The 25,588-nt window shown below is 58.5% G+C and carries 23 protein-coding genes and 1 tRNA gene; 9 read left to right on the top strand and 15 right to left on the bottom strand.

Features of this window, described 5'->3' with window-relative positions:
• Positions 1-122: 122 nt before the first annotated feature.
• Both trxA and GGQ73_RS05605 read right to left on the bottom strand, forming a co-directional pair.
• Positions 123-1,100 carry a thioredoxin gene (trxA, locus tag GGQ73_RS05610; RefSeq protein WP_183894641.1) on the bottom strand — a complete coding sequence of 326 codons (978 nt, stop codon included), beginning with the start codon at positions 1,098-1,100 and terminating at the stop codon, positions 123-125.
• Between the two features lie 54 nt (positions 1,101-1,154).
• Complete coding sequence (locus tag GGQ73_RS05605) at positions 1,155-1,664, bottom strand: prolyl-tRNA synthetase associated domain-containing protein (RefSeq protein WP_174156037.1); 510 nt, start codon at positions 1,662-1,664, stop codon at positions 1,155-1,157.
• A gap of 256 nt (positions 1,665-1,920) precedes the next feature.
• Between GGQ73_RS05605 and GGQ73_RS05600 the strand changes: the two genes are divergently transcribed.
• Positions 1,921-1,995: transfer RNA gene (locus GGQ73_RS05600), tRNA-Gly, on the top strand.
• A 159-nt stretch (positions 1,996-2,154) separates the two neighbouring features.
• Here GGQ73_RS05600 and GGQ73_RS23245 read toward each other — a convergent pair.
• From GGQ73_RS23245 to GGQ73_RS05565, 7 genes are all read right to left on the bottom strand, one after another.
• Positions 2,155-3,882, bottom strand: coding sequence for a sensor histidine kinase (locus GGQ73_RS23245; protein ID WP_183894639.1), 1,728 nt, complete (start codon positions 3,880-3,882; stop codon positions 2,155-2,157).
• 115 nt (positions 3,883-3,997) lie between these two features.
• Positions 3,998-7,096, bottom strand: coding sequence for an efflux RND transporter permease subunit (locus GGQ73_RS05590; RefSeq protein WP_183894637.1), 3,099 nt, complete (start codon positions 7,094-7,096; stop codon positions 3,998-4,000).
• Positions 7,093-8,352: an efflux RND transporter periplasmic adaptor subunit gene (locus GGQ73_RS05585; RefSeq protein ID WP_183894635.1), complete on the bottom strand. Its 1,260-nt coding sequence runs from the start codon at positions 8,350-8,352 to the stop codon at positions 7,093-7,095. Before GGQ73_RS05585 ends, GGQ73_RS05590 begins: the two co-directional genes overlap by 4 nt.
• Positions 8,353-8,720: 368 nt before the next feature.
• Positions 8,721-9,656, bottom strand: a complete 936-nt coding sequence (locus GGQ73_RS05580) for an esterase-like activity of phytase family protein (RefSeq protein ID WP_183895075.1) — start codon at positions 9,654-9,656, stop codon at positions 8,721-8,723.
• Positions 9,657-9,744: 88 nt separating this feature from the next.
• Positions 9,745-11,649, bottom strand: a complete 1,905-nt coding sequence (gene cobT / locus GGQ73_RS05575) for a cobaltochelatase subunit CobT (RefSeq protein ID WP_174156033.1) — start codon at positions 11,647-11,649, stop codon at positions 9,745-9,747.
• A 98-nt stretch (positions 11,650-11,747) separates the two neighbouring features.
• Positions 11,748-12,737, bottom strand: coding sequence for a cobaltochelatase subunit CobS (gene cobS / locus GGQ73_RS05570; protein ID WP_174156032.1), 990 nt, complete (start codon positions 12,735-12,737; stop codon positions 11,748-11,750).
• 64 nt (positions 12,738-12,801) lie between these two features.
• Positions 12,802-13,419: a J domain-containing protein gene (locus GGQ73_RS05565; RefSeq protein ID WP_183894633.1), complete on the bottom strand. Its 618-nt coding sequence runs from the start codon at positions 13,417-13,419 to the stop codon at positions 12,802-12,804.
• A gap of 113 nt (positions 13,420-13,532) precedes the next feature.
• Between GGQ73_RS05565 and GGQ73_RS05560 the strand changes: the two genes are divergently transcribed.
• On the top strand, positions 13,533-13,814 hold the full coding sequence (locus GGQ73_RS05560; RefSeq protein WP_183894631.1) for a BolA family protein: 282 nt from the start codon (positions 13,533-13,535) through the stop codon (positions 13,812-13,814).
• 15 nt (positions 13,815-13,829) lie between these two features.
• Here the strand turns inward: GGQ73_RS05560 and aroB are convergent, their stop codons facing one another.
• Positions 13,830-14,963: a 3-dehydroquinate synthase gene (aroB, locus tag GGQ73_RS05555; RefSeq protein WP_174156029.1), complete on the bottom strand. Its 1,134-nt coding sequence runs from the start codon at positions 14,961-14,963 to the stop codon at positions 13,830-13,832.
• A 4-nt stretch (positions 14,964-14,967) separates the two neighbouring features.
• Entirely contained in the window at positions 14,968-15,564 is a 597-nt protein-coding gene (locus tag GGQ73_RS05550; RefSeq protein ID WP_183894629.1) for a shikimate kinase, read from the bottom strand.
• A 171-nt stretch (positions 15,565-15,735) separates the two neighbouring features.
• On the opposite strand from GGQ73_RS05550, the gene GGQ73_RS05545 reads away from it, so the two are divergent.
• From GGQ73_RS05545 to GGQ73_RS05520, 6 genes are all read left to right on the top strand, one after another.
• Positions 15,736-15,888, top strand: a complete 153-nt coding sequence (locus tag GGQ73_RS05545) for a hypothetical protein (RefSeq protein WP_174156027.1) — start codon at positions 15,736-15,738, stop codon at positions 15,886-15,888.
• A 20-nt stretch (positions 15,889-15,908) separates the two neighbouring features.
• On the top strand, positions 15,909-16,862 hold the full coding sequence (locus tag GGQ73_RS05540) for a site-specific tyrosine recombinase XerD (RefSeq protein WP_183894627.1): 954 nt from the start codon (positions 15,909-15,911) through the stop codon (positions 16,860-16,862).
• A 63-nt stretch (positions 16,863-16,925) separates the two neighbouring features.
• Positions 16,926-17,879 carry an acetyl-CoA carboxylase carboxyltransferase subunit alpha gene (locus tag GGQ73_RS05535; protein WP_174156025.1) on the top strand — a complete coding sequence of 318 codons (954 nt, stop codon included), beginning with the start codon at positions 16,926-16,928 and terminating at the stop codon, positions 17,877-17,879.
• 230 nt (positions 17,880-18,109) lie between these two features.
• Entirely contained in the window at positions 18,110-19,564 is a 1,455-nt protein-coding gene (locus tag GGQ73_RS05530; protein WP_183894625.1) for a sensor histidine kinase, read from the top strand.
• Positions 19,561-19,998, top strand: coding sequence for a response regulator (locus GGQ73_RS05525; RefSeq protein WP_174156024.1), 438 nt, complete (start codon positions 19,561-19,563; stop codon positions 19,996-19,998). Before GGQ73_RS05530 ends, GGQ73_RS05525 begins: the two co-directional genes overlap by 4 nt.
• Before the next feature lie 7 nt (positions 19,999-20,005).
• Positions 20,006-21,046 (top strand): histidine kinase dimerization/phosphoacceptor domain -containing protein, encoded by a 1,041-nt coding sequence (locus GGQ73_RS05520; RefSeq protein ID WP_183894623.1) that lies wholly within the window; start codon positions 20,006-20,008, stop codon positions 21,044-21,046.
• Between the two features lie 17 nt (positions 21,047-21,063).
• Here GGQ73_RS05520 and GGQ73_RS05515 read toward each other — a convergent pair whose 3' ends face one another.
• The 3 genes from GGQ73_RS05515 to GGQ73_RS05505 all read right to left on the bottom strand — a co-directional run bounded on the left by GGQ73_RS05515 (position 21,064) and on the right by GGQ73_RS05505 (position 23,826).
• Positions 21,064-21,825 (bottom strand): L,D-transpeptidase, encoded by a 762-nt coding sequence (locus GGQ73_RS05515; RefSeq protein WP_183894621.1) that lies wholly within the window; start codon positions 21,823-21,825, stop codon positions 21,064-21,066.
• Positions 21,826-21,851: 26 nt separating this feature from the next.
• Positions 21,852-22,856, bottom strand: a complete 1,005-nt coding sequence (locus GGQ73_RS05510) for a L,D-transpeptidase family protein (protein WP_183895073.1) — start codon at positions 22,854-22,856, stop codon at positions 21,852-21,854.
• Between the two features lie 193 nt (positions 22,857-23,049).
• Positions 23,050-23,826, bottom strand: a complete 777-nt coding sequence (locus GGQ73_RS05505) for an SDR family oxidoreductase (protein ID WP_174156021.1) — start codon at positions 23,824-23,826, stop codon at positions 23,050-23,052.
• A 96-nt stretch (positions 23,827-23,922) separates the two neighbouring features.
• On the opposite strand from GGQ73_RS05505, the gene GGQ73_RS05500 reads away from it, so the two are divergent.
• Positions 23,923-24,474: a DNA-3-methyladenine glycosylase gene (locus tag GGQ73_RS05500; protein WP_183894619.1), complete on the top strand. Its 552-nt coding sequence runs from the start codon at positions 23,923-23,925 to the stop codon at positions 24,472-24,474.
• 33 nt (positions 24,475-24,507) lie between these two features.
• On the opposite strand, the gene GGQ73_RS05495 is transcribed toward GGQ73_RS05500, so the two are convergent.
• Positions 24,508-25,584, bottom strand: coding sequence for an ABC transporter ATP-binding protein (locus tag GGQ73_RS05495; RefSeq protein WP_183894617.1), 1,077 nt, complete (start codon positions 25,582-25,584; stop codon positions 24,508-24,510).
• Positions 25,585-25,588 lie beyond the last annotated feature (4 nt).

Genomic DNA, 25,588 nt, shown 5'->3' with positions numbered 1-25,588 from the left:
CGTTTGGCAGGCCCGACCTGAAATTCGTGCCCCCACTTCGAACTGCGCAGACGTTCTGGTGCGTGTCTGCCGGTATGTGCCTTATAGATGTGTTCCGCGTGCCCTCATCGCAAGTCGAACGATCAGGAAAACAGGATCGCGGAGAGTTTCCGGCGGCCGGTGACCGATGCCGGGTCCTTGAAACCCCAGCTTTCGAAAAACTCGACCAGTTGCTTGCGCGCGCCATCGTCTTCGAAGGTGCGATCCTTGCGCATGATGGTCAGCAGCTCATCGGCCGCCTCATCGCGTCGGCCCTGCGCGTTGAGAATCTTGGCCAGCTTCATCCGCGCTTCGTGATTGTCGGGGTTTGCTGCCAGTTCACGCTCCAGCGCCGTTGGATCACCAAGCGCCTTGGCCTCTTCGTACTGGGCGAGCTTCTTCAGTGCGGCCTGGACGGCTGCATCGGCACGCAGCTCTTGCGAAAGCGCACCCAGCAGATCGCTGGCGCGCGGATAGTCGCCAACGGCGATCATGCATTCGGCAATGCCGGCAACGGCCTGCGGGTTTTCCGGGTCCACCTGCAGGACAAAGCCGAAGAGTTGGGCAGCGCCCTGGTGATCGCCATTTTCGAAAAGCTGTTTGGCTTCGGCCAAGGCCGCATCGATTTCGGCCTGCGGATCATCGCCAGCCGGCCCGGCGATCTTGTCGATGAACTCTCTGATCTGACTTTCGGGTACAGCCCCCATGAAGCCATCCACCGGACGACCGTCCTGAAACGCGACGATGGCCGGAATGGACTGGATGCCGAGCTGGCCAGGAATGGAGGGATGGTCATCGATGTTGAGTTTGACAAGCTTCACGCGCCCGCCGGATTCGTTGACCACCTTTTCCAGCACCGGCGTCAATTGCTTGCAAGGCCCGCACCATGGCGCCCAGAAGTCCACCAGAACGGGCTGGTGGCGCGATTCCTCCATCACGTCCTTTGAGAAGTTCGCAGTTGTGGTATCCTTGATGTGGCCGCCCGCCGCAGCCTGCGGTGTACCCGGCGCATTTGCATATTGCACGGAGCCGGTCATCTGTCCGCCCATGGACGTTCCGTAGGGGTTGCTCGTACCGGTCATCTCAAGTCTCCGTTCATTTTGCATGTGTCGCTGGTCTGTCGCAAAGATCGTACTTTATTCGGTCACTTTCAAGATCAGCGGCGTGTGCCCCGTCGCCTCCAGAAAACGAACAAGGTCATCGCGACCGATCGTCGTCGTCGCATCGTTGGAAAGCGGATGACCGTTGATGAGCGCATGTTTCATCAATTCGCTGTCGAGCACGAAGGTGACATTGTTTCCGACATCGTTGATGGCACCGAAAACGGTGACCGAACCCGGGATAACGCCAAGATATTCGAGCATTTTTTCCGGCTTCCCAAATGACACACGGCTGGATGCATCGATGGTCTTGTGAACCGTCTTCAAGTCCACGACGGCGTTTTCTTCGACAGTCAGGACGAAATATTGATCCTTCTTGTCCTTCACGAAGAGGTTCTTGGTATGGGCGCCAGCAATGCGATCACGCAGGGATTCCGATTCGGCCACGGTAAAAACAGGCTCGTGCTCAAGCGTTTTGTATTCGATGCCGAGACGATCCAGCAAAGCAAAAAGGTCCTGTGCCGTTTTGGGGGATTGCTGCGTCATGTCTGCCCTCTTGCGCCAGTATCTGGAAATTCGATGGTATCGTCATTAGGCGTTCAGCAACGACTTTGCAATCGCCTTTGGAATTCAGCCATCAAAAATATTCAATGTTTTCCGTAGCTTGTATTGTTTTTAGGGATTTTCTGACGGTTTTTGTCATTTCCCTGTTGCATTTAAAAAGCGGTTGAGCGATATAGCGCTCGTCGCCGCAACGCAGCGACCCGCGGTTCAGCGATCTACCCCGAACCAGCGGATTTGAGCGGGTGTAGCTCAGGGGTAGAGCACAACCTTGCCAAGGTTGGGGTCGAGGGTTCAAATCCCTTCGCCCGCTCCAATTTTTCTTAGGACGAAAAATTGAGAAAAGCCTCCGAGAAAGAGGTCTCTATCTCAGTCGATTCAAGATCGTCGGGCCGTCATACGGACATCTCAATCCAAGCATCTCTTCACCGCTTACGGTGATCCCGAAAGGGCCGAACCAGCCTTCCATATGGAATCACGTGGGCATTGTGAAAGTGAACCGTGTTTCGCTTGCATCGGAATGGACGGTGATCGTGCCATTATGTGCCTTGGCAATTTCTGACGCGATGTAGAGACCAAGACCCAAGCCTTGCATACCGGGACGCAGGTCACCTCTTCTGAACGGCTGGAACAGACGCTCCAGCATGTCGGGCGATATTGGCTTGCCGCAATTGCTGACAGAGATTTCCAGTTCACCGTTGTTGACGGCGCCATCGATCCTGACGGTTCCCGTGTCGGTACCGTGGGTCAGGGCGTTGGATACGATATTGGACAGCATCTGTGCAATCCTGAACCGATCGACCAGAAGCGGCGCAGGAATATCGAGATTGACGTCAATCATGCGCGAGGGATGAGCAACCCGCAATTCATCCACGACGTGGAACAGGGTCGTGCTGAGATCATCCTCGAAAAGCTTGAGCGAGATGCCGCCGCCAAGCCGTGCGCGGGCAAGGTCCATGACATTGTCCACCAGACCGCCCATACGGGCAATGCTGGTTTTCATCAGGTTGAGAATGAAAGGACTCCGCTCGGTCCAGCCCTCTTTCAACAGGCGCGCGGTTCCCGCGTCGAGGGCTGCAATGGGGTTGCGCAGATCGTGGCCCAGAACCGCGATGAACTGCTCACGCAATTCTGCGACCTCGCGCTCGCGCTCCAGCGTCTCATGCGCGACTTTCAGGCGCTCGCCGGAGTCGAGGTGCTGGCCAATGAGCTCGGCAAACAGCTTGAATGTGCCGAGAACCTGTGGGTTCTTGATCTTGGCCGGATTGGGATCGATGGCGCAGAGGGTTCCGAAGAAGCGACCATCCGACAGGATGATGGGCTCGGAAATGTAGCTGCGCAATCCGTAGATGCGTGGTGTGTGATGGTCACGGTAGACAGGGTCTTCGTCCGCGTTATCGAAGACAATCGTTTTGCGGTGATCGCGGATTTCGTTGCAAAGCGTGCTTTCGACCGGCAGCTCGTCGCCGGGCTTCAAGCCAAAGCCGACATGGTCGAGCGCCTGGCAGGTGATCCACCGGTCTTCGGTAACCCTTGCCACGGCAGCAAAGCCCATGCCCGTCATCCGTAGCACGACGTCCAGAATGGTGGGCACGGCAGCGATGGCGGCAACGCGGGCGATATCGCTGGAGAAATCCGTCTGACCCTCGATTTTTTCGAGCGTGAAACGGCGCGCATGTGCCAACTCACTCGACAGAGACTGGATCAGATCAATGGTCTCGAATGCGGAAGCGGCCGCACTGGCCAAGGCTTCCAGCGTCTCGATCTCCCACTGACTTGGCTCATAAGGTTGAGCCCAATAGGCGGCGATGGCACCGACTGCGGTTCCGGCACCCACCGGCGCCACAACCACAGCCTTGACGAAAGTATCGGCATAGAGCTCGTGGGGGATGCGGTTGTCCCGGGAAATATCCGGAACGACGACAGTCTGCCTGTTGAGCATGGCCCAGCCGCTGACGCACGCCACCATGGGGAAACGCTTGCCCTTCCACAGCGGACCAATCGCATCTTCCTCCACATAGTGGCAAAGATCACCATCCCTGCGGATGATGGCAATACCCTCGCAGCCGATGAGAAACCGCGCGGAGGTCCTCATGATTTCGATGACGTCTTCCCAGCTTTTGGCGCGAGCGATGCGCGCCATGGCGTCTGTCAGCTTCGAAAGCGACGTCAACGGAGGAGGTGAAAAGTCATGCAATGCCATGTCGTTCTTCTTTCCCGGAACTATGGCCGCGTTGCATGGAAGCCGCACTGTCGCATAAATTGGCAAGCTACGCAAATCCAATGCAAATTTCGTCCCCGACTGAGCTTTTTACGCCCTATGGCTGCGACGATTGTGCAACCGATTCGTGGTGGCTTGTCTTCCAGAACGATTTGATGAAGTCCGAGAGTCGCTCGATTTCCACGAAGATGACCGGCGTCATGAACAGCGTTAATATCTGACTGACGATGAGGCCGCCGACTACGGCGATGCCCAACGGCTGGCGCAGCTCAGAACTCGCACCGGTACCAACAGCGATGGGAAGTGCGCCGAAAAGTGCGCAGAACGTCGTCATCATGATGGGGCGCAGACGCCGCACGGCTGCTTCGTGGATGGCATCCAACGTCGTCATGCGTTCTTCCCGTTGCAAGGTCAACGCGACGTCGATCATCATGATCGCGTTCTTTTTGACGATACCGATCAGCATCAAAAGCCCGATCAACGCGATGATCGACAGGTCAAAACCGAAGAGTTTCAGGGTGAGCAGCGCACCGAAGGCCGCGGATGGCAGGCCGGACAGAATGGTAAGCGGGTGGAGAAAGCTTTCATAGAACACGCCGAGCACGATGTAGATGGTGAGGATCGCAGCGCCGATCAACAGGCCGGTGCTGTCGCTGGTCTGTTTGAAGATTTGTGCCGCACCCGCGAGGTTGGTGGTCACCGTCGATGGAACCTGGATCTGCTGTTTCAGTTCATCGATCCGCGCCGTAGCCGACCCCAGCGAAACGCCGGTCGGAAGGTTGAACGACAGGGTGACGGATGTGAGCTGCCCCGTCTGGTTGACCGTGACAGGGCCTGCCGCACGCGTAATCGTCGCAAAGCTTGCCAGCGGAACGAGCGCACCCGAACTGGAGCCGACGCGCAGCGCACCGAGCGATTGCTCGTTCCATTGCAGGGACTGATCATATTCCAGAATGACATCATAGCTGTTGCCGGTGGTCTGGATCTGTGTCGCCTGATAGCTGCCGAATGCCGCTTCCAGCGTCTGGCGCAATGACTGCGACGTGACGCCAAGCGTATTGGCGCGATCATTGTCGATGACGAGATGGGCCTGCAGCGCGTTATCCTGCAAATCCGATGCGACATCCACGAAATATGCACTGTCCGCGCGCATCGCATCACCCAGCGTCTTCGACCACTCGCGCGCCAGTTTCGCATCGATGGACTGGAGCACCACCTGATACATGCTCTGGGAACTACGACCACCGAAGCGAAGGCTCTGTTGCGGGGTGATGAAGGTCTTGAGACCCGCAATGCCCGACAGCGCATGCCGGAGCGAGTTGAGCGTCACATCCAGGACCGGCCGGTCTTCGAAAGGCTTGAGCTGAACGAGGATGGAGCCCGCATTCAGCGCCGAGCCACCGGGGCCTGAGCCGAGCGTGGAGGTGACGTGCGCGACCGAGGGGTCCGCAGACACGATGGCTGCGGCCTTGGCCTGAAGCGCACTCATGGCCTGATAGGAAATGTCCTGGCGCGCCTGGGTGGAGACAGTCAAAAGACCGATGTCTTCGGTGGGGAAAAAGCTGCGGGCAAGGCTTGAGAACATCCATCCGGAGCCCACGAGCGTGAGGACGAACATGACCATCACGATGGGGCGGTGCTGAAGGCACCATCCGACCGAGCGGCCATAAGCGGCTGTCGCCCGGTCGAACAGGGTCGGTTTTCTATCCTTTTCTTCCGGCTTGTGCGGCAGGCGGGCGGCCAGCATCGGTGTCACGGTCAGCGAGACCACAGCCGACGACAGAATGGCAAGGGTGACGACCACGCCGAATTCGTTCAGCACACGCCCGACGATGCCGCCCATCAACAGAATGGGCAGAAACACCGCGACGAGCGAAATCGACATGGAAATGATGGTGCCCGTGACTTCACTGGCGCCCTCGATGGCTGCCTGGAAGGGCGGCATGCCCTCTTCCACCTTGCGCACGATATTTTCGAGCATCACGATGGCATCATCCACCACCAGACCGACCGAAAGGGTGAGACCGAGGAGGGAAATGTTGTCGATGGAAAAGCCGAGCGCGTACATGGCGCCCAAGGTGGCAACCAGCGACAAGGGCACGGCAAGGCCCGGAATGAACGTTGCCCAGACCTGACGCAGGAACAGGTAGATGACGAGGATGACGAGGCCAAGCGTAATCATCAACGTCACCTCGACATCGGCCACCGCGGCGCGGATCGACACCGAGGCGTCGTTGACGACGTTGATATGCATGTTGGCCGGCAGGCTTTTCTGCAATTCGGGAAGTTTTGCCTTGATGGCATCGACCACGGCCACCGTATTGGCACCGGGCTGGCGCTGAACGGCCAGAACGATCGCCGGTGTGCCATCCAGCCAGCTACCCTGGTTCACCACCTCCACGCTGTCCTTGACCGTTGCCACATCTTCCAGCCGCACGATGCGGCCATTCGGTCTGGCGATGATCAACGTGCGGAAGGAAGCGGCATCGGTGCGTTGGGTGGAGGCATCGATGGTCAGCGCCTGCGAGGCATTCTGCAAGGTGCCGATGGGCGACTGGTCGTTGGAGGCGGAAAGCGTGTTGGAGACGTCGTTGAGCGACAAGCCACGATTTGCAAGCTTGTTGGGATCGACCTCCACGCGCACCGCATAGGTCTTGGCACCGTAAACCTGCGCCTGGGCCACACCGGAGATGGTGGACAGTGCCGGAGAAACGATGTTCTCGCCGATGTCGTCCATCTTCGTCAGGTCGGCCGCATCACTTGTCAGCGCCAGAATGAGGACGGCGGCATCTGCCGGATTGGCCTTTCGATAACTGGGCGGCGACGTCATGTTATCGGGAAGCTGCCGCTGCGTGCGGGCAATGGCTGCCTGAACGTCTGCGGCGGCAGCATCGATGTTGCGCGACAGGTTGAACTGGATGGTGATCTGGGTGTTGCCGAGCGAAGAGCTTGCCGTGATCGTATCGATACCGGCGATGGTTTCGAACTGCTTGATGAGCGGGGTCGCCACCGAGCTTGCCATCGTATCGGGTGCGGCGCCTGCCAGCTGCGCCGAGACGTTGATGGTCGGAAAGTCTGCCTGCGGGAGGGCGGCGACAGGCAGGTTCCGATAGGCGGCGACACCGGCAATCAGCACGCCCATGATCAGCAGGATCGTTGCGACCGGACGTCGAATGAAAATTTCAGACATATTCATGTCGCGTCACCCGTCACGGCTGCCGCAGCCGGTTTACTCCCGGCTGCATCCTTGGGCTTGTTGACGACGACGTGGCTGCCGTTGATGAGGGACGCCTGCCCTTCCGTGACGACCGTGTCGCCGTCTTTCAGACCGCTCGACACACCGGCGACGTCGCCATCGGTCAGCGCCAGCGTGACCTTGCGCTGCTCGACCGTGTTATCAGGAGCGACGACATAGCACACGAAACCGCCAGCCTGGGGCTGGAGTGCAACCAGCGGAACCGTCACCAGATCATCCACCTGCCCCGCCTTGACCGTGACTTTGAGGGACTGTCCGGGCCAGAAGGTCGCGGGGTCGTTATCCAGACGCATGCGAAGCTTGAACGTGCCGGACGCCGGATCAACAGTATTGTCGATGAAGACGATATTGCCGGTTCCCGTGGCCTTGCCGTCCTGCTGCTGCGCCTGCGTGGTAAAGACATCCGCCGTCAAAGTTTTCCTGGTCATGGCCGTGCGAACGAGGTCGAGGTCCGGCTCAGGCAGGAAAAACTCCGCCAGCACCGGTTTCATCTGCGTCAACATCACCACCTCGCCGCCCGGCGCGACATAGGCACCTGGCGACAAGAGGACGACACCCAGCTTGCCATCGAATGTCGCGCGGATCTGCGTTTGCGAAAGCGTGACGTTGTCTGCCGCGATATTGGACCTGTCGACCGAGAGTGTGGCCTGCGCCTGTTTGACGGTGGCGTTCGCATCGCTGAACTGTTGCTGCGTATCGACGCCCTGTCTGCTGAGCGATTCGACGCGGGCAAGCGTTGCCTGGGCTGCTTCCAATACCGCCTGGTCCCGCAGTAAAACGGCCTCGTCGCGTGCGATATTGGCCTTGATCGTGCGGTCATCGAGCTGCACGAGAAGGTCTCCGGCCTTCACCTCAGCACCATCACTCACCAGAACGCTCGCGACAATGCCTGAAATGGGACTGGTCAACGCAGTGGACGCCACGGGAACGATTGCGCCAATCGTCTGGCGCGTGACGGGCAGGGAGCCCGCCTTTGCCGTGGCCACCGTGACCGCCAAGGGTCGCCCTGCCTGCCCTCCGCCGCCGCCGCCATGCCGTCCACCGCCTTTTGTCTGGGTGTCGTCGGAGGCGTGGGTCTGGGTGGTGGCCGATGTCGGCTTGGCCCAAGACGGCAGGTAGGCTTCCACTGTATCACGATTGACAAAAAGCAGCGTGGAAACGGCAATAACGGCTGCGACAGATATGATAAACCGCATGCGGAAGTCCTTTGGAGGCATTCGAGCCGATGGACGGGAAGGTATTTATTCTCACGCGCACAGCATGCGGGGCCGGAGCGTCCGCAGGCAAATCCGTGTAGACTTTCAAACTACATGTATCGTTCAAGTCATCATCAAGCCGGAAGCGTCACGGTGCCAACATCAAACCCAGCCCCTACTTCATAAATGCCCGATATTCACAAAGGGCGGGCCGATGACGCCTCAGCCATCATTCCGGTTCGAGCACTTAACGCTTCGCAACGCGAAAACGGAAGACGATATAATATTAAATTACTGTAATATTTAAGGTATTTCAAAAGTATCGGCAACAACGGATGGTAGAACAGGCCGTTACAGAGCGGCCGATGTCAGTTCAGCAGCTTGAATTCCAGCATCATGTTCCGTTGCAAAAACGAGTGGTTGTCGTCGGACACCAGAATGAGATGTGTCGAGCCGTCGGCCGCCTTGATGACATCCATCCCTTCCATGTTGTCGATCTGGTCGGAAAGGTCGGCTTCGATGAGGACTTCACCGTCAACCACCGCGCCGGGCCTTATCGTATCTGCCTTGATGCGACGGATGCGCATGCCGACGCCGACGGACAGTTCGAACCGTCGCTCGAGCAGCAACAGATCGCCATCAGGCAGAAACGCGCCATCCGTCACGGAATAGGAATGGTCGTGGGCAACGGAAAACAGTCCTTTTCGCGGACCTTCCAGAATGGCGGCAAACAGGTTTCCGTCACCGTCAAAGCTTGCCTCGGCAACCACAACCATGGAACCGCGAAGCGGCCCGTCTGCGGGAGACACGGCAATCGTCTCCATGCCTGCGTTACGGCGAAACTCGTCATCGGGTATGAGATGTGGCAGCTGCCCGATCGGCTTTGCCGCGTCCAGCGTCTCCGTCGAATAGATCATGATGCGGGGCCGCTGCTCGTAGCTGACGAAGGCTCGGTTGCCGCGCAGCGCCAACCCTTCCGAGTCCATCTCGCGTTTTCGTTTTGCCTCGTGGCCAGCCTTGTCGAGCATGGGCGCGATGCGGACCTGCGATAGCCCCGAAAGGTCGCCCGACGCATGACGCTCCACAGTGCCGGACAGGAAGTGGCCGGTATCCAGAACCGCAAGGAAACTGCGGCCATCGGGCATGAACCGGATGCTGGAGATAGCACCGAACAGTGGCTCGGGCGAGCGCATGACCAACCCGCCGACGAATTGAAGTTTGCCGAACCGTTTTTCCGGAGAGTCGACTTTGAACTGTGAGACCAGGCGCGCACTGACCGGCACATCGACCGTGCCGGCAGCCATGCCGGACGGGATGAGGGTTGTCGCCAGTGTCACTGCTAAAGCGGCAAACCCGAACCATCCACGTCTTGCCGACCTGCTACCGCGGGGCTTAGCCCGCACGGCGCATCCTGCCGGAACGGCGCGGAGCCGCACTGGTGTCTTCGAACAGGGCCGCAAGCTGCTCCGTCATCGCGCCCGCCAGTTCGTCCGCGTCCACGATCGTCACGGCGCGGCGATAGTAGCGCGTGACGTCATGGCCGATACCGATGGCCAGCAGTTCGACCGAGGACTTCGTTTCGATCTGTTCGATGACCGCACGCAGATGGCGCTCGAGATAATTGCCCGGATTGACCGACAGCGTGGAATCGTCCACCGGCGCGCCATCGGAGATCATCATCATGATCTTGCGCTGTTCGGGCCGGTTGATGAGGCGGTTATGCGCCCACATCAGCGCTTCGCCGTCGATGTTTTCCTTGAGCAGGCCTTCACGCATCATCAGGCCGAGATTGCGGCGCGAACGGCGCCATGGCGCATCTGCCGACTTGTAGACGATGTGGCGCAGGTCGTTGAGGCGACCGGGCGATGGTTGCTTCCCACCGGCCAGCCACTGCTCGCGCGACTGTCCGCCCTTCCAGGCCTTGGTCGTGAAGCCCAGGATTTCGACCTTGACGCCCGAACGCTCCAGCGTGCGCGCCAGAATATCGGCGCAGGTGGCCGCAACCGTAATCGGGCGACCACGCATGGAGCCGGAATTGTCGATGACCAGCGACACCACGGTATCGCGGAACTTCGTATCCCGTTCCTTCTTGAAGGACAGCGGCTGCATCGGATCGATGACCAGGCGCACCAGACGTGCAGGGTCGAGATAACCCTCCTCCAGATCGAAATCCCAGGAGCGGTTCTGCTGCGCCATCAGGCGGCGCTGCAAACGGTTGGCCAAACGGCCGACCGCGCCTTGCAGATGCGCAAGCTGCTTGTCGAGAAAAGCACGAAGACGGTCAAGCTCGGCTTCGTCGCAGAGTTCTTCGGCAGAGATTTCCTCGTCGAACTCCTGCGTGAAGATGCGGTAATCCACCTTCTCGTTGAAATCGTCGAAAGGGCTGTTGGGGCGACGGGTTTCGCCGGGTGTTTCGGAGTCCTCGTCCAGATCGTCGGACATTTCGTCCTCAGACATCTCGGCGCCATCCATCTCGCCGTCTTCCATCTGCTCCTGGGAGGCTTCGCTCTCTTCGGCAGGGGCGGCATCGGAACCGGCCTCTTCCTCGACCTGTTCTTCCTGCGTCTCGTTGCTGGCGGGCTGGTCTTCCTCGGATTCCGTTTCCTGGCTCTCGGGCTGATCGTCCTCGTCGCCGAAATCCTCCGCCATCTGCATCGAGGTCAGCATCTTGCGGATGAGCTTGGAAAACGCCTTCTGATCTTCAACGACCTTCGACAGATCTTGCAGGTCGGCGGATGCCTTGTCCTCTATGAAGGAACGCCACAAGTCCAACACCTTGCCAGCGCTTTCAGGCGGTTTTTCGCCCGTCAGCCGTTCGCGCACCATCATCGCAATGGCCTCTGCGAGCGGCGCGTCTTCCTGCGTATTGATGTTGACGAAATTCGCCTTGGCATATTTTTCGGTGTTCATCGCCCGCATGTTGGCGGCCATGCCGGGCATGCGCCGCGCACCGATGGATTCAACGCGCGCCTGTTCCACGGCATCGAAGATAAGCCGAGCATCCGGCCCCTGCGGGGCCATGGTGGCGTGCACATCGCTATCGTGACAGGCAATGCGCAATGCCATGGAATCGCCGAGGCCACGGGTGATCGCGATTTCCTGGGCGGTCGGCTTCTTGGAGATTTCCGGCAGGCGCATGCGCTCTCCGGCAAGACCGGGGCGCTCGTTGGCGAAGGTGACTTCGATTTCCGAATCGCCCGCAATCGAGCGCACACATCCGGTAATGGCCTGACGCAGCGGTTCCGCGTCGATCATCATTCCGGATTTGGGTCTCACATTGTCGCCACGGCCTGCCATTGTCTTTCCTGTCGATTCCAGACCGTCACCCCTCCAGCAAGGCAGCGGGGTGACGTCTTCAACTCATGGGTGATATCATCCGGAAAAGCCGGAAAATATCAGGCGCTGAGAACGATGTTCGCAGCGCTTTCCTTCAACTCGACGCCGAATGCGCGTTGATAATGCTCGGCCACCAGGGTCCGCTCCAGCTCATCGCACTTGTTGAGGAAGGTTACGCGGAAGGCGAATGCGACATCACCGAAAATATCGGCATTTTCCGCCCAGGTGATAACGGTACGCGGGCTCATGACGGTGGACAGATCGCCATTGACGAAGGCTGAACGGGTCAGGTCGGCAACGCGCACCATCTTCGACGCGGTTTCGCGACCCTTGTCGTTATCGAGGCTTTTGACCTTGGCGACGACGATGTCCACTTCCTGCTGATGCGGCAGATAGTTCAGCGTGGTGACGACAGACCAGCGGTCCATCTGCGCCTGATTGATCTGCTGCGTGCCGTGGTAGAGACCCGTCGTATCACCAAGACCGACCGTGTTGGCGGTCGCGAAGATACGGAAAGCGGGGTGCGGACGGATAACGCGGCTCTGGTCGAGAAGTGTCAGGCGGCCGGACGATTCCAGCACACGCTGGATGACGAACATCACGTCCGGGCGGCCCGCATCATACTCATCGAAAACAAGCGCGACATTGTGCTGATAGGCCCAGGGCAGGATGCCGTCCTTGAATTCGGTGACCTGCTTGCCGTCCTTCAGAACGATGGCGTCCTTGCCGACGAGATCGATACGGCTGACATGGCTATCGAGATTGATGCGCACGCAGGGCCAATTGAGGCGGGCAGCGACCTGCTCGATATGGGTGGATTTACCGGTGCCGTGAAAGCCCGAAACCATGACGCGTCGATTGTGCGCAAAGCCCGCAAGAATGGCGAGCGTCGTATCGCGATCAAAAAGGTAGTCAGGGTCCAGGTCCGGCACATAGGCGTCGCCCTTCGAATAGGCGGGCACGCGCAGATCGGTGTCGATACCGAAAACATCACGCACGGAAACGGTTGTATCCGGCAGGTTGGTAATATCCAGGTCAATTTTGCTCATAACGTCTCCAAGGCGGGTAGCAGCCACCCGGCCACATATCTATCAGGCGGTCACAGGAAAGGACTTAGCAGAAACCAGATTGCTTTAACAATTGGTAGGCTTGAATAACAGCCCGAAAACGATCTTCCGAACCACGATCACCACCATTAGCATCAGGATGATGCTTTTTGACAAGCTCCTTGTAGCTGCGTTTGATCTGTTCCTGCGTTGCATTGATGCTCAACCCCAAGGTATCGAAGGCCTTCTGCTCCAGTGTCTTGAGCTTGCGGGCCTGCTGATAACGCGGGCCACCCGAGCGCCCCTGGCCTGCAAAGCCGAAAGGGTCGCGAATGCGCGCATTCGCCGCGCCCGAGCGCAGCGTCGAATGCAGGGGGCTATCGCTGGCTGTCTTGTTGACGCCGACCGTCCAGGTGGGGCGATGGCCGGTAATGGCCTCTTTCTGGTACCGCGCGATCTCGCTATCGGAGAGGCCAGAAAAATAGTTGTAGCCCTTGTTGTAGTCCTTCACATGCTCGAAACAGAACATGAAGAACTGCCCCTCGGCATTGCGGCCGACGGGTGCGCGATGGACGCCCGGCTTGTCACACCCGTCCCACTGACAGGTCGGTGCCTTGATTTCAGGCTCCGGATCCCGTCTGCGGCGTGTGCGAATGCGGTCGAAATATTTCGAATCCAGTTTCATGGTATCCTAATTATGGGACGCGAAAACGCGCCAAACAAGAATTGACAAAGTGGAATGTTGCAGGCTTCTAGAGAGCCCCTTCGACGCGCAAGACTGATTTGGAGACCGAAACGATGGCCCTGCGAGAGCGTATAGAAAACAAGCTCAACGAGACGTTTTCGCCAATCCGGCTGAATGTTATCGATGAAAGTCACCTGCATGCAGGCCACCAGCCAGATATGACTGGCGCAGGCGAGACACATATGCGGGTCCAGATCGTCTCGGAAAGCTTTTCCGGCAAGTCACGGGTGGACCGCCACCGCGCCATCAATGCGCTGCTGAAGCCAGAACTCGATGCCGGACTTCACGCGCTCGCGATCGACGTGGCGGCACCGGGTGAAGCGACCCGGTTCTAACCGTGTCCAAGGCTTTCAGCCAGGGTGCTTTTCGCTGAGGAAAGACTGCACTTCGGATGCGGCAACATCATCGGCCACGAAGGATTGTCCGACGCCGTGGGTGAGGATGAAGGTGAGCTTGCCGCCCTTGACTTTCTTGTCCTGCGCGATCGCCGACATCAACGTCTCGACTGGCGGCAGTTGTCCTGGAATATCCTTCATCGTCGTCGGCAGGCCAACCGCCGTCAGATGCGCCTCGACACGGGCGGCATCATCAGGACTTGCAAGATTGAGGCGGGCGGAAAACTGGTGGGCGAGCACCATGCCGATGGCGACACCTTCGCCGTGGACGAGACGTTTGCTGTCGTATTCCGTCGCCGCTTCCAGTGCGTGACCGAAGGTGTGACCGAGGTTGAGCAATGCGCGAACGCCATTTTCCTTTTCGTCTGCCACCACCACATCGGCCTTGGCCTGGCAGCTCGTCGCAATCGCCTGAATGCGGGCCGGACCACCCTTCAAAACGTCTTGCCAGTTCTTTTCCAGCCAGGCAAAGAAATCAGGCTTGTCGATGAGCCCATATTTGACGACCTCGGCGTAGCCGGCGCGAAACTCACGCGGGCTCAGCGTATCCAGCACCGCCGTATCGGCCAACACCAGATCCGGCTGGTGGAAGACCCCGACGAGGTTCTTGCCATGGCGCGTGTTGATGCCGGTCTTGCCGCCCACGGACGAATCGACCTGCGCCAGAAGCGAGGTCGGTATCTGCACGAAGCGCACACCGCGACGCACGATGCCCGCGGCAAAGCCCGTGAGATCGCCGATAACGCCGCCACCCAGCGCAATCACGGCATCGTTGCGTTCGATCCGCGCTGACAGCACCGTGTCGCAAACCGTCATCAGATGCTCAAAACTCTTGGTCTTTTCACCAGCGGGCAAAGTCAGCGACACGGCCTCGATACCATCGGTCTGGAGACCGTCCATCAGCGCTTCGAGATAGAGCGGCGCGACATGTTCATCCGTGATAATGGCGGCGCGCCTGCCCTTGAGGCGTGAGGAAATCTCGCCACCGGCACGTGCCACCAGACCTGGACCAATCAGAATGTCGTAGGCACGTTCGCCCAGGGGCACGTGAACGAGGCGTTCGTCTGTAGAGAGGTCGTCGAATGTCATGGGATCAGGCCTTAAGTTCCGTACTGGCAATGGCTTCCAGTACCTCCTTCACGATGATGTCCTTGCGAACATCCCGCGATTCGATGGTTATGTCGGCTTCCTGATAGATCGGATACCGTCGTTCCATGAGTGCCAGTAACGTGGCCTTGGGGTTTTCGGTCTTCAGAAGCGGACGATGCTCGCGCTTGCTGACCCGCTCCCACAGGACCTCGATATCCGCTTTCAGCCACATGGAAATGCCGCCACGTTTGATATGCCTGCGCGTATTGTCATTGACAAACGCGCCGCCCCCGGTCGACACGACTTTCGGGCCGCCGCGCAGCAGGCGCTTGATCACACGCATTTCCAGCGCGCGGAACTCGTCTTCCCCGTAAGAAGCAAACAGTTCGGAGATCGTCATGCGCGATACGCGTTCGATTTCGGAGTCGGTATCAACGAAAGGAATTTTGAGCTGCTGGGCAACGAGCCTCCCGATGGCGGATTTTCCAGCGCCCATCAAGCCGACGAAAATCACGTTGCGTCTTCCAAGCTTTGCCCGGGCTTTCTCGCCGATAGTCTTGTCACCCAAACCAGAGTGAGGAGTCGTGCTGGTTTCGCTCATGAATGATGGCCCGTTTGGCATCGGTATCTGCAAATGTTTACCAAGCGTCAAGCCTAATTGCGCCTAATGGAAAGAGAATCGCCTCGGAGACGCGTTTCAAGGTCACGGCATCGGTCTTGCCGTTGATCCATGCGCATCTCATATACTGCAAGAGACCTGCCCGGAGTATCCATGCCAACTCTTTTCCGCTTCATTTTTGTTCTGGCTGCCATTGCGGGCATCATCTATGGCGGCATGATTTCGCTGGTCATGCTGGTGCAACCGCGCGAGCGCGAGGTGACGGTGCGCATACCCTCCGAAAAGCTGAACCCGCCCACACCATGATGACAGGGAAACACGCCTGAATGGCTGGACAGGACACAGCACGGCTGGAGAGCTTTCTGGAGATGATGAGCGCCGAGCGGGGGGCCGCGTTCAACACGCTTGCATCCTATGAGCGCGATCTCAACGATCTCAGAGACTTTCTGGCACCGCGCCATACGCCTGTCGCCGATGCGGCGACGTCCGATCTGTCCGCTTATCTCGGCCACCTCTCGGCACAGGGCTTTGCCGCCTCGTCACAGGCGCGGCGACTGTCCTGCCTGCGGCAATTCTACAAATTCCTCTATTCGGAAGGGCTGCGGGGCGACGATCCGACGAGCATTCTGGCATCGCCCAAGAAGGGGCACACGCTTCCCAAGCTCATGAGCGTCGCCGATGTCTCCGCGCTTCTGTCGCAGGCGCAAAAGGAAGCGGAAACGGAAGGGGCCGGGCAATTGTCACGCATTCGCATGCATCTTTTGCTGGAGCTGCTCTACGCCACCGGCATGCGCGTGAGCGAGCTTGTTTCCCTGCCCGCGACGGTGTTGCGCCACGAGGGCCGGTTTTTGATGATCCGCGGCAAGGGTAACAAGGACCGGATGGTGCTTTTGTCGCGCACGGCGATGGAAGCGATGGACACCTACGACCAGGCCCGCAAGAAACTCGTACCCACAGCGGAGGGAAAGCCCGACAGTGTGTGGCTGTTTCCATCCAACGGGAAAGAGGGCCATCTGCCGCGGCAGGTGTTCGCGCGCGATCTGAAAGATATCGCCATCAGGGCCGGATTGACGCCCTCGGCCATCTCCCCGCATGTCATCCGGCATGCCTTTGCCAGCCATCTGTTACAGAATGGTGCAGACCTGCGCGCCGTGCAGGAATTGCTGGGCCATTCGGACATTTCCACGACACAAATCTATACACATGTGCTGGAAGAACGGTTGCAAGAGCTGGTACAAACGCACCACCCTCTTGCCAAACAGGCCAAAAACCTTGAATAGAGCGGTCGGAACCGCCGGGGTCACCCGGTCAAACCTTGCGCAAAACGATCGGAAACGGATCTCATGCACAGCTACCTCGACTTCGAAAAACCTATCTCGGACCTTGAAGGCAAAATTCTGGAGCTGAAAAAGCTCGCAGCCGAAGACGAGAGCATAGACACCTCGGAGGAGATCTCGCGTCTTGAATCCCGCGTTCGGGACGCAATGCTGGACATCTACTCCAAGCTGAACGCGTGGCAGAAGACGCAGGTCGCGCGCCATCCGCAGCGCCCGCACTTCGTGGATTATGCCAAGGCGCTGTTCACCGACTTCACGCCGCTTGCCGGCGACCGCAAATTTGCCGAGGACGCCGCCATCCAGGCTGGTCTCGGCCGCTTCAACGGCCAGCCCGTTGCGATCATCGGACAGGAAAAGGGCAACGACACGAAGTCGCGCCTCAAGCATAATTTCGGCAGCCCCCGCCCTGAAGGATACCGGAAGGCCATCCGCGTTCTGGAACTGGCCGACCGCTTCTCGCTGCCGGTTATCACGCTGATCGATACGGCAGGTGCCTACCCCGGTGTTGGCGCTGAAGAGCGCGGCCAGGCGGAAGCCATCGCCCGCTCCACCGAAATGTGCCTCAACGCGAAGGTTCCGATCATTTCCGTCGTGATCGGTGAGGGAGGCTCGGGCGGCGCGATTGCGATTGCCACCGGCAACCGCGTTCACATGCTGGAACACGCCATCTACTCGGTCATCTCGCCGGAAGGTGCGGCCTCCATTTTGTGGCGTGATTCGACCCGTGCCAAGGAAGCCGCCACCAATATGAAGATCACGTCGGATGATCTTAAAGCGCTGGGTGTGATCGATTCCATTATTCCAGAGCCGCTGGGTGGCGCACATCGCGACCCGGCAACCGTCATCGAAGCGACCGGCAAGACCATCGCGGCCGCATTGAAGGACCTCACGCCCCTGTCCGGCAGCCAGCTTCGTGCGGAGCGCCGCCAGAAATTCCTCGATATCGGCCGCAACCTCTAACACCGCCGCCGACACACCGAACAGGGCCCACCAGCAAGCAAAGCGGTGGGCTTTTTTTGTGAAACAGTTCAGCTTCGCGCCAGCGCGTTCGTCGATAAAAGCGAACAACTTAACCATTAATGCGGCAACGTCTTGCATATGGGATAGACGCTGGATACGTACGAACAAACTTAAAAGCTACGGGGTCTGGGTTGGCAAAACTATCTGCGTTCGTTAGGCGAACAATGATCATGTTCGGTTTGGGCGTCCTGCTGCTTGTCGGCATGGTTGCGACCTCGCTATGGCTTGTGCAGGCGAACAATAAATACTCGCAGGAAACCGCTGAACTGCGTCGTTTGCGCGCTTCCATTCTGGACGTCCTGACCGCGATACAGGATGCAGAAACGGGCCAGCGAGGCTACCTTCTGACCGGTGACGAGCGCTATCTCGCGCCCTATCAGGACGCGCTGAAGACCTTGGGTGAAAAACGGCAAAGGCTTGTCGAGCGTATCGGTAACAAAGCCGAATATCTCGACGATCTGCCCCAGTTCCAATCCAACCTCGACGCCAAAATGGCCGAGATCGGACGAGCTATTCAGTTGATGAACGACAACCGCACGTCCGATGCCATCGAGTTGGTGCGCAGCGATACCGGCCTTGCCTATATGCGTGATATCAGAGCCACGCTCGGTCGTTACCAGGAAACGGCCGACAACCGGCTGCGCATCATCGTCGCAGATCAATTGGCGGCCGCCGAAAATTTGCGGTGGGTGACCGTCATCGGCGCTATCGCCATCCTTGCCGTGCTGACCGGCGCTGTGGTGCTGATGATGAAATATATCCGCGAGCTCATGCGTTCGCGTGAAGAAGTAGACGAACTGAACAGGGGGCTGGAAGAGCGCGTCGACGAGCGCACCAGAGACCTTGTCCGCGCCAACCAGGAAATCCAGAAGTTCGCCTATATCGTGACGCATGATCTGCGGGCACCACTGGTCAACATCATGGGCTTTCTGTCTGAATTCGATGCGTCCTTGAAGCCCGTTCAGGCTTTCGTGCTGGCGGATGGCAAGCCGCTATCCGACAATGATGTGCGCGATGCCAGGCTGGCCGTGGAAGAAGACCTGCCGGAAGCCATGCGCTTCATCCGCTCTTCGACCCGCAAGATGGACCAATTGATCAACGCCATTCTCAAGATTTCGCGTGATGGCCGCCGAAAGCTGCAGGCCGAGAAGGTGGATCTGAAAGATTTGCTGATGACGGCGGGGGCAAGCGTGCAGCATCAGGTGAGCGCCGTCGGTGGGAAAATCGATGTGGACGTGCAGAGCTTCACGGTCGTGACCGACAGGATTTCGATCGACCAGATTCTCGGGAATCTGTTCGACAATGCCGTGAAATACCAGATGCCCGGTCGTCCCCTGGAATTGACCGCCCGTATTCTGCCGCAAGGGCGCGGTATCGTTCGCATTGACGTGAGCGATAATGGTCGCGGTGTGGCCGAAGACGATCTGGAACGCATTTTCGAGCTTTTCCGCCGCGCGGGAACGCAGGACCAGCAGGGGGAAGGCATTGGCCTCGCCCATGTTCGATCGCTCATCAGAAATTTAGGTGGAGACATTACTGTCGCGTCCGAGCTCGGCAAAGGAAGCACGTTTCACCTGACATTGCCGACAGATCTACGGAAAATAACGCGAGGGAACGACATATGAAAGCAACGGGACAAGAAGTCACGATCGTCATGATCGAAGACGACGAGGGGCACGCGCGCCTCATTGAAAAGAATGTGCGCCGCGCAGGTGTGAACAACAAGATCGTGCCGTTCACGCTCGGCCATGAGGCGCTGGATTTCATCCTGGGTCCTGAACGGGACGGTTTGGTCAGCAAGGACCGTTACCTGCTGATCCTGCTGGATCTCAATTTACCGGATACGTCGGGCATTAAAATTCTTGAAGCAATCAAAAACAATGAATACACCAAACGCCTTCCGGTTGTGGTACTGACGACGACAGATGACGAAACCGAGATCCAGAAATGCTATGATCTCGGCGCGAATGTCTATATTACCAAGCCAGTGGACTATGAGGGGTTTGCAACCGCCATCAGAAATCTCGGTCTTTTCTTCTCCGTAATTCAGGTCCCGTGAACGCTTAATGACTTTACGAATACTCTATGTTGATGACGATCCTACCCTTGCTAAGCTCGCCCAGCGCGTGCTGGGTCGGCATGACATAGACGTCATTCATGCGTCCTCCGTGTCTTCGGGCCTCGAAGAATTTCACGCCGGCACGTTCGATGCCGTGGTTCTGGACCATTATTTCCAGAACGGCACGGGCCTTCAGTTCCTCGCCGCAATCGGCGATGCCTGCCGGGTGATTCCGGTACTCTATGTGACCGGAGCCAGCGAGGCCCAGATTGCCATCGATGCGTTGAAAGCCGGTGCGGCCGACTATGTGATCAAGAATGTCGCAGACGATTTCTTCCCGCTTCTGCTGAATTCCATCCATCACGCCCTTGATAACTTCCAGCTTCGCCGGGAAAAGGAAGAGGCCGAGCGGCAGTTGGTGCAGGCGAAAGAGCGGGCCGAACTGATTTCCAAGGAAATGAACCACCGGATCGCCAACAGTCTCTCTCTTGTGTCAGCCATGATCCGCATGCAGCTGAACGCCGTGACGACGGCCGAGGCCCGCACCGCGCTTCTGGAAACGCAGAGCCGCATTTCCGCCATCGCCGGCGTTCATCGCAGCCTCTACACGGCCTACAATGTCGGCGAGGTCGAACTCGATTCCTATCTGTCGTCCATCATTCAGGATCTTGCCAAATCCGCCCGCGACAGCGAAAAAGTCCAGATCTCCACACAGATGGAAGCCGTCAAGGCCTCACCCGACCAGGCCGTGGCACTGGGCGTGATCGTGACCGAGTTGACAACCAACGCGTTGAAATATGCCTATCCCGGTGGTGTCGGCGAAATTCGCATTCTTCTGACGATGGACGGCAGTCTCGTGCGGCTCATTGTCGAAGACGATGGCGTCGGCATGGACAGTACCAATCCGCCCAAGGGTACCGGCCTTGGCACAAGGCTGATCTCTGCCATGGCGCAGAGCCTGAAGGCACAGCTCACCCAGTTTCCAACGCCATCATCCCAAGGCGCATCCGTTTGCGTCGAGTGGGAAGGAAACATTCCCTCCCACTGAGCCAAGCGCTTTTCCGCTCAATAATATGGGTCCGGGTAGGGCTGATCCTGCATGGGTGCCAAGCCCGGTGCCACGGCCATCGATTGCGATTGCGACGCACCCGCACCGGCCATGACGACAATCGGTGTGCCGTCGGGCACGCGGTTGTAAAGATCGATGATGTCCTGGTTCATCAACCGTACGCAGCCCGATGACACCGACTTACCGATGCTCCACCATTCCGGCGAACCGTGCAGACGATAGATCGTGTCCTGTCCGTCTTTGAAGATGTAGAGTGCACGAGCGCCGAGCGGGTTCTTGAGGCCCGGCTCCATACCGCCATTGGCAGCACTGTAAGGCACAAGTTCCGGCTGGCGCGCTACCATCTCGTCCGGCGGTGTCCAGCGCGGCCATTGGCGCTTGTACTGGATGACGCCCCTGCCCGACCATTCGAAACCGGCACGGCCGAGGCCGACGCCATAGCGCATGGCCTGATTGCCCTCATAGGTCAGGTAGAGAAAATGGTTGGCGGTATCCACCACGATGACACCAGGACGTTCGCCCGTGGGGTTATCCACCATCTGACGATAAAAGCGCGGGTCGATTTTTTCGTATGGGATGGCTGGCAGCGGGAACTGCTCATCCGGCTTCGGCCCATAAATTTCGGCATAGAACGGATCCGCGACAGGACGAACTGTCCGCTGCGTCACCTCGCGCGGCGTGGTGTTACATCCGGCAAGCGCCGTTATGGCCAATCCTCCGGTACCCAAGAGGAAAGACCTGCGCGTCGTATAGTCCATTTTCAATCGGTGTCCTTGTCAGTCTGTTATCGCGAGCCCGCAAAGGGGTCAGCGAGGGCCGCTTCCGGGCGGCTGATCGGGTATTTCGTGCCGGATACCTTTTCCGCCATGCTCTTTGCGCCATTGTTCTTCAAAATGGCGCGGAAGCTGGGATGCATGCCGCCATCGACATAAGAGTTGACTGCGCTGGAGGTTCCCTCGTTCAGTGCTGCAACGAGCTTTTGGTTCTCGGCACTCAGCTTGGCGGCTACGGCGGGTTCCGTCTGGTTGATAACTGCGGGACATGCCGCGAGCGGATCGGTAGGCTCCCCGCCAGAGAATTCACTGTTGAAGACATAGCGACGGCCACAGACGGAGACTTTCGGCTGACGTCTTGTCAGTTCGAAACTGTCATAGCCTTCCTTAAGGGTCTTCCAGAACGGGAAGTTCGGGTCATCCTTATAGGCCGCCATGTTCTTGGCCGTCATGCGAAACGGATAGGCCTGAACCTGGAACCTGTCTTGCCCGCCTTTGAGCGCTCGATCGACAATCGCATAGATTTCACCCACCTGCTGGTCCGTCATGGCGTAGCAACCCGACGAGGAACACGCGCCATGTACCATCAGCGCCTCGCCGGTATAGCCCATCGCGGATTCCAGCCGGTTCGGGTAGCCGAGATTGAACGACACATAAAACTGCGAATTCGGGTTCAGCATGCCTGCCGAGACATGGTAGAAACCTTCAGGTGCCTGCCTGTCACCGCTTTTGGTCTTGGGGCCGAGTTTACCCGACCAGCGGCACATGGGGTAAGTCTTGAACAGCGCGTAGTTGCCTGACTTGTCCACCTTCCACACTTCAAGTTCGCTCTCCTGCTTGAAGATGCGCACGAGCACGGGGCTTTCTGGCTTCATTCCCTTGGAGGCCATGGAGGCGGCGACTTTGGACGACAGCTTCGGCGGTTCCTTTGAGGCGGTATCGAAACCCATGGATGTGCATGCGGCCAAAGCGCCGCACAGCGCCGCCACCGATGCCACACGCACGGATGCGTCCATGAATTTCCGCAGCCTCACGGGAACCAACCCTAGAAGATCTGTATACGCCATAAAGAGTCTTGCCCGCCTTATTCATGGAAACCGTACATAAAGAAGTTGACCGGATGACGGCAACCACGTCGCGAGACAAAGCTTCGTGAATTTGCGTTACTGTTTCGTTAATCATACGAACACAAGGCTGTGACGGCGCAGATCAGACGAGCAGGCCTTGCCCGCCATCGATCCAGACCGGGCTACCGGTGATATGGCGCGATTTCGAGCCCGCCAGAAACACGACGAGATCGGCCACGTCCTCGCTGGTTCCCGGATGTCCCTTGGAAATGGGGATTTCGCCCTGTGGCCATTCGACGGGAATGGCCGTCTCTTCTCTATCGCGGATCTGCGTGTTGTCATCGATATCGGTTTCGATGGCGCCAGGGCAGACGGCATTGACGCGGATGCCATAACGGGCCAGTTCCAGCGCCAGCTGCTGTGCCATCGCCAGCTGTCCTGCCTTGGTCACGCTGTAGGCTGTGGCACCTGGCGAGGTGAAGGTTCTGGTGCCATTGATCGAGGAAACGATCACGATCGAACCGCCGTGCTTTTTGAGATGCGGCACGGTTTTGTGGATGGTGAGATAGGTACCGCGCAGGTTGACGCTCATGGTTTTGTCCCACTCGTCCGGCGTCAGGTCCTCAATGGGCGCCCACACGCCGTTGATGCCGGCATTGGCCACCACCACATCGATCCGACCGAAGTGGTCGACCAGCTTCACTGTCGCTTCATCCATCTGGGCTTCGTCCGAGACATCTGCCAGGAGCGCGACTGCCTTGAACCCTTGCGCGACAATATCATCGACAACCGCATCCAGCTCTTCTTTCGTGCGGCCGAGAACGCCGATGTGATAGCCTTCCCTGGCAAGCGCAAATGCGGATGCTCTGCCAATTCCGGAGCCCGCACCGGTGACCAGTGCAACTTTCCCATCGATCATGCTGTTCTCCTTGCGATCGGATATTCGACTATTGATGTCATCTCATCAAACCATAACAGCACTTTCTCCGTGTTGTTCCCTCACGCGCGAGCCCGCATGAACCTCCTTCCGCAGAGTTATTATCTGAGAGACGCCGTGACGGTCGCCAAAGACCTGATTGGCTGCGCATTTCGCGTGAACAATACGGGCGGGATCATCGTCGAAACCGAGGCCTATAGTCCCGACGATCCGGCATCGCACAGTTTCAATGGACCGACCCGACGCAACAGGACGATGTTCGGGCTCCACGGACACCTCTATGTCTACAGATCCTACGGACTGCACTGGTGCGCCAATATCGTTTGCACACCGGGTTCGGCGGTTCTGATCCGCGCCATCGAACCCACCCACGGTATCGACCTGATGAAACTGCGGCGCAACACCGATGACATTGCCAATCTTTGCTCGGGGCCGGGAAAACTGACGCAAGCGCTTGGGATCACGCAAGACATGGACGGTCTGCCCGTGACGAAAGAGCCCATCGCCGTTTCGCATGGCGCCGATATCATCTCGACAGTCACCGGCCAGCGCATCGGCATATCGAAAGGCGTGGAGCAGCCCTGGCGTTTCGGGCTGGCAGGCTCGCGATTTCTCAGCCGAAAATTCTAATCGGCATACATTCTCCGCAATGCGGTGGTGCCATTACACCCGGCGTCCATCACTGCCGAAGACGTGCGCATTGGCGAGGTCGAAGGACAACGGGACTTTTTCTCCCATGCGAAACTGCTTTTGCCCCTCCAGCAGAACAGTTACGGGCTGGCCATCGGCTGTGTTGGTGTAGATGACGGTTGATCCGCCCAGATGCTCGACAAGCTGGATATCGCCCTCGCCCAACGTGGATGATTGTGTCTGCGCCTGAATATGTTCAGGACGAATGCCGAATGTCAGCGCTTCATCGATTTTGGCGTCCAGAGGACGCTCCAGCACGATGTGCTGACCGGCAATCTCGATGGTGCGGCGAGCGGTATCGGATGCGACAAGCTTTGCTGCCAGAAAGTTCATTTTCGGCGACCCGATAAAGCCCGCCACGAACTGGTTGTCCGGCCTGTTATAAAGATCGAGCGGACGCCCGACCTGCATGATCTTGCCTTCGCGCAGCACGACGATCTTGTCGGCCATGGTCATGGCCTCGACCTGGTCATGGGTGACGTAGATCATCGTGCTGCCGAGCTTCTGGTGAAGCTTGGCGATTTCCACCCGCATCTGCACACGCAGTTCCGCATCCAGGTTCGACAAGGGTTCATCGAAGAGGAAGATTTTCGGCTCCCGGACGATGGCACGACCAATGGCCACGCGCTGCCGTTGCCCGCCCGACAGCGCCTTTGGCTTGCGTTGCAGGAGAGGCCCGATCTGCAACACGTCTGCCGCCTTCTGGACGCGCGCCTCGATTTCCGGCTTCTTGTATCCAGCGGTTTCCAGACCGAAAGCGAGGTTCTTGTAGACGCTCATATGCGGGTAAAGCGCGTAGGACTGGAACACCATGGCGATACCACGCTTGGAAGCGGCTGTGTCGTTGACGCGCTGACCGTCGATACGAAGCTCTCCATCGGAAATCTCCTCAAGCCCCGCGATCATCCGCAACAGCGTGGATTTTCCGCAGCCGGAGGGGCCGACGAAAACGGTGAACTCGCCCGGTTCTATCTGAAGGTCGATGCCGTGCACGACGGGGAAAGCGCCGAAACGCTTGACGATCTTTTCAAGGGTAATGCTGCTAGCCATAGTG

It is taken from the genome of Rhizobium skierniewicense, assembly GCF_014196515.1.
Lineage (GTDB): Bacteria > Pseudomonadota > Alphaproteobacteria > Rhizobiales > Rhizobiaceae > Agrobacterium > Agrobacterium skierniewicense.
This window is presented reverse-complemented; position numbering and strand designations above follow the sequence as displayed.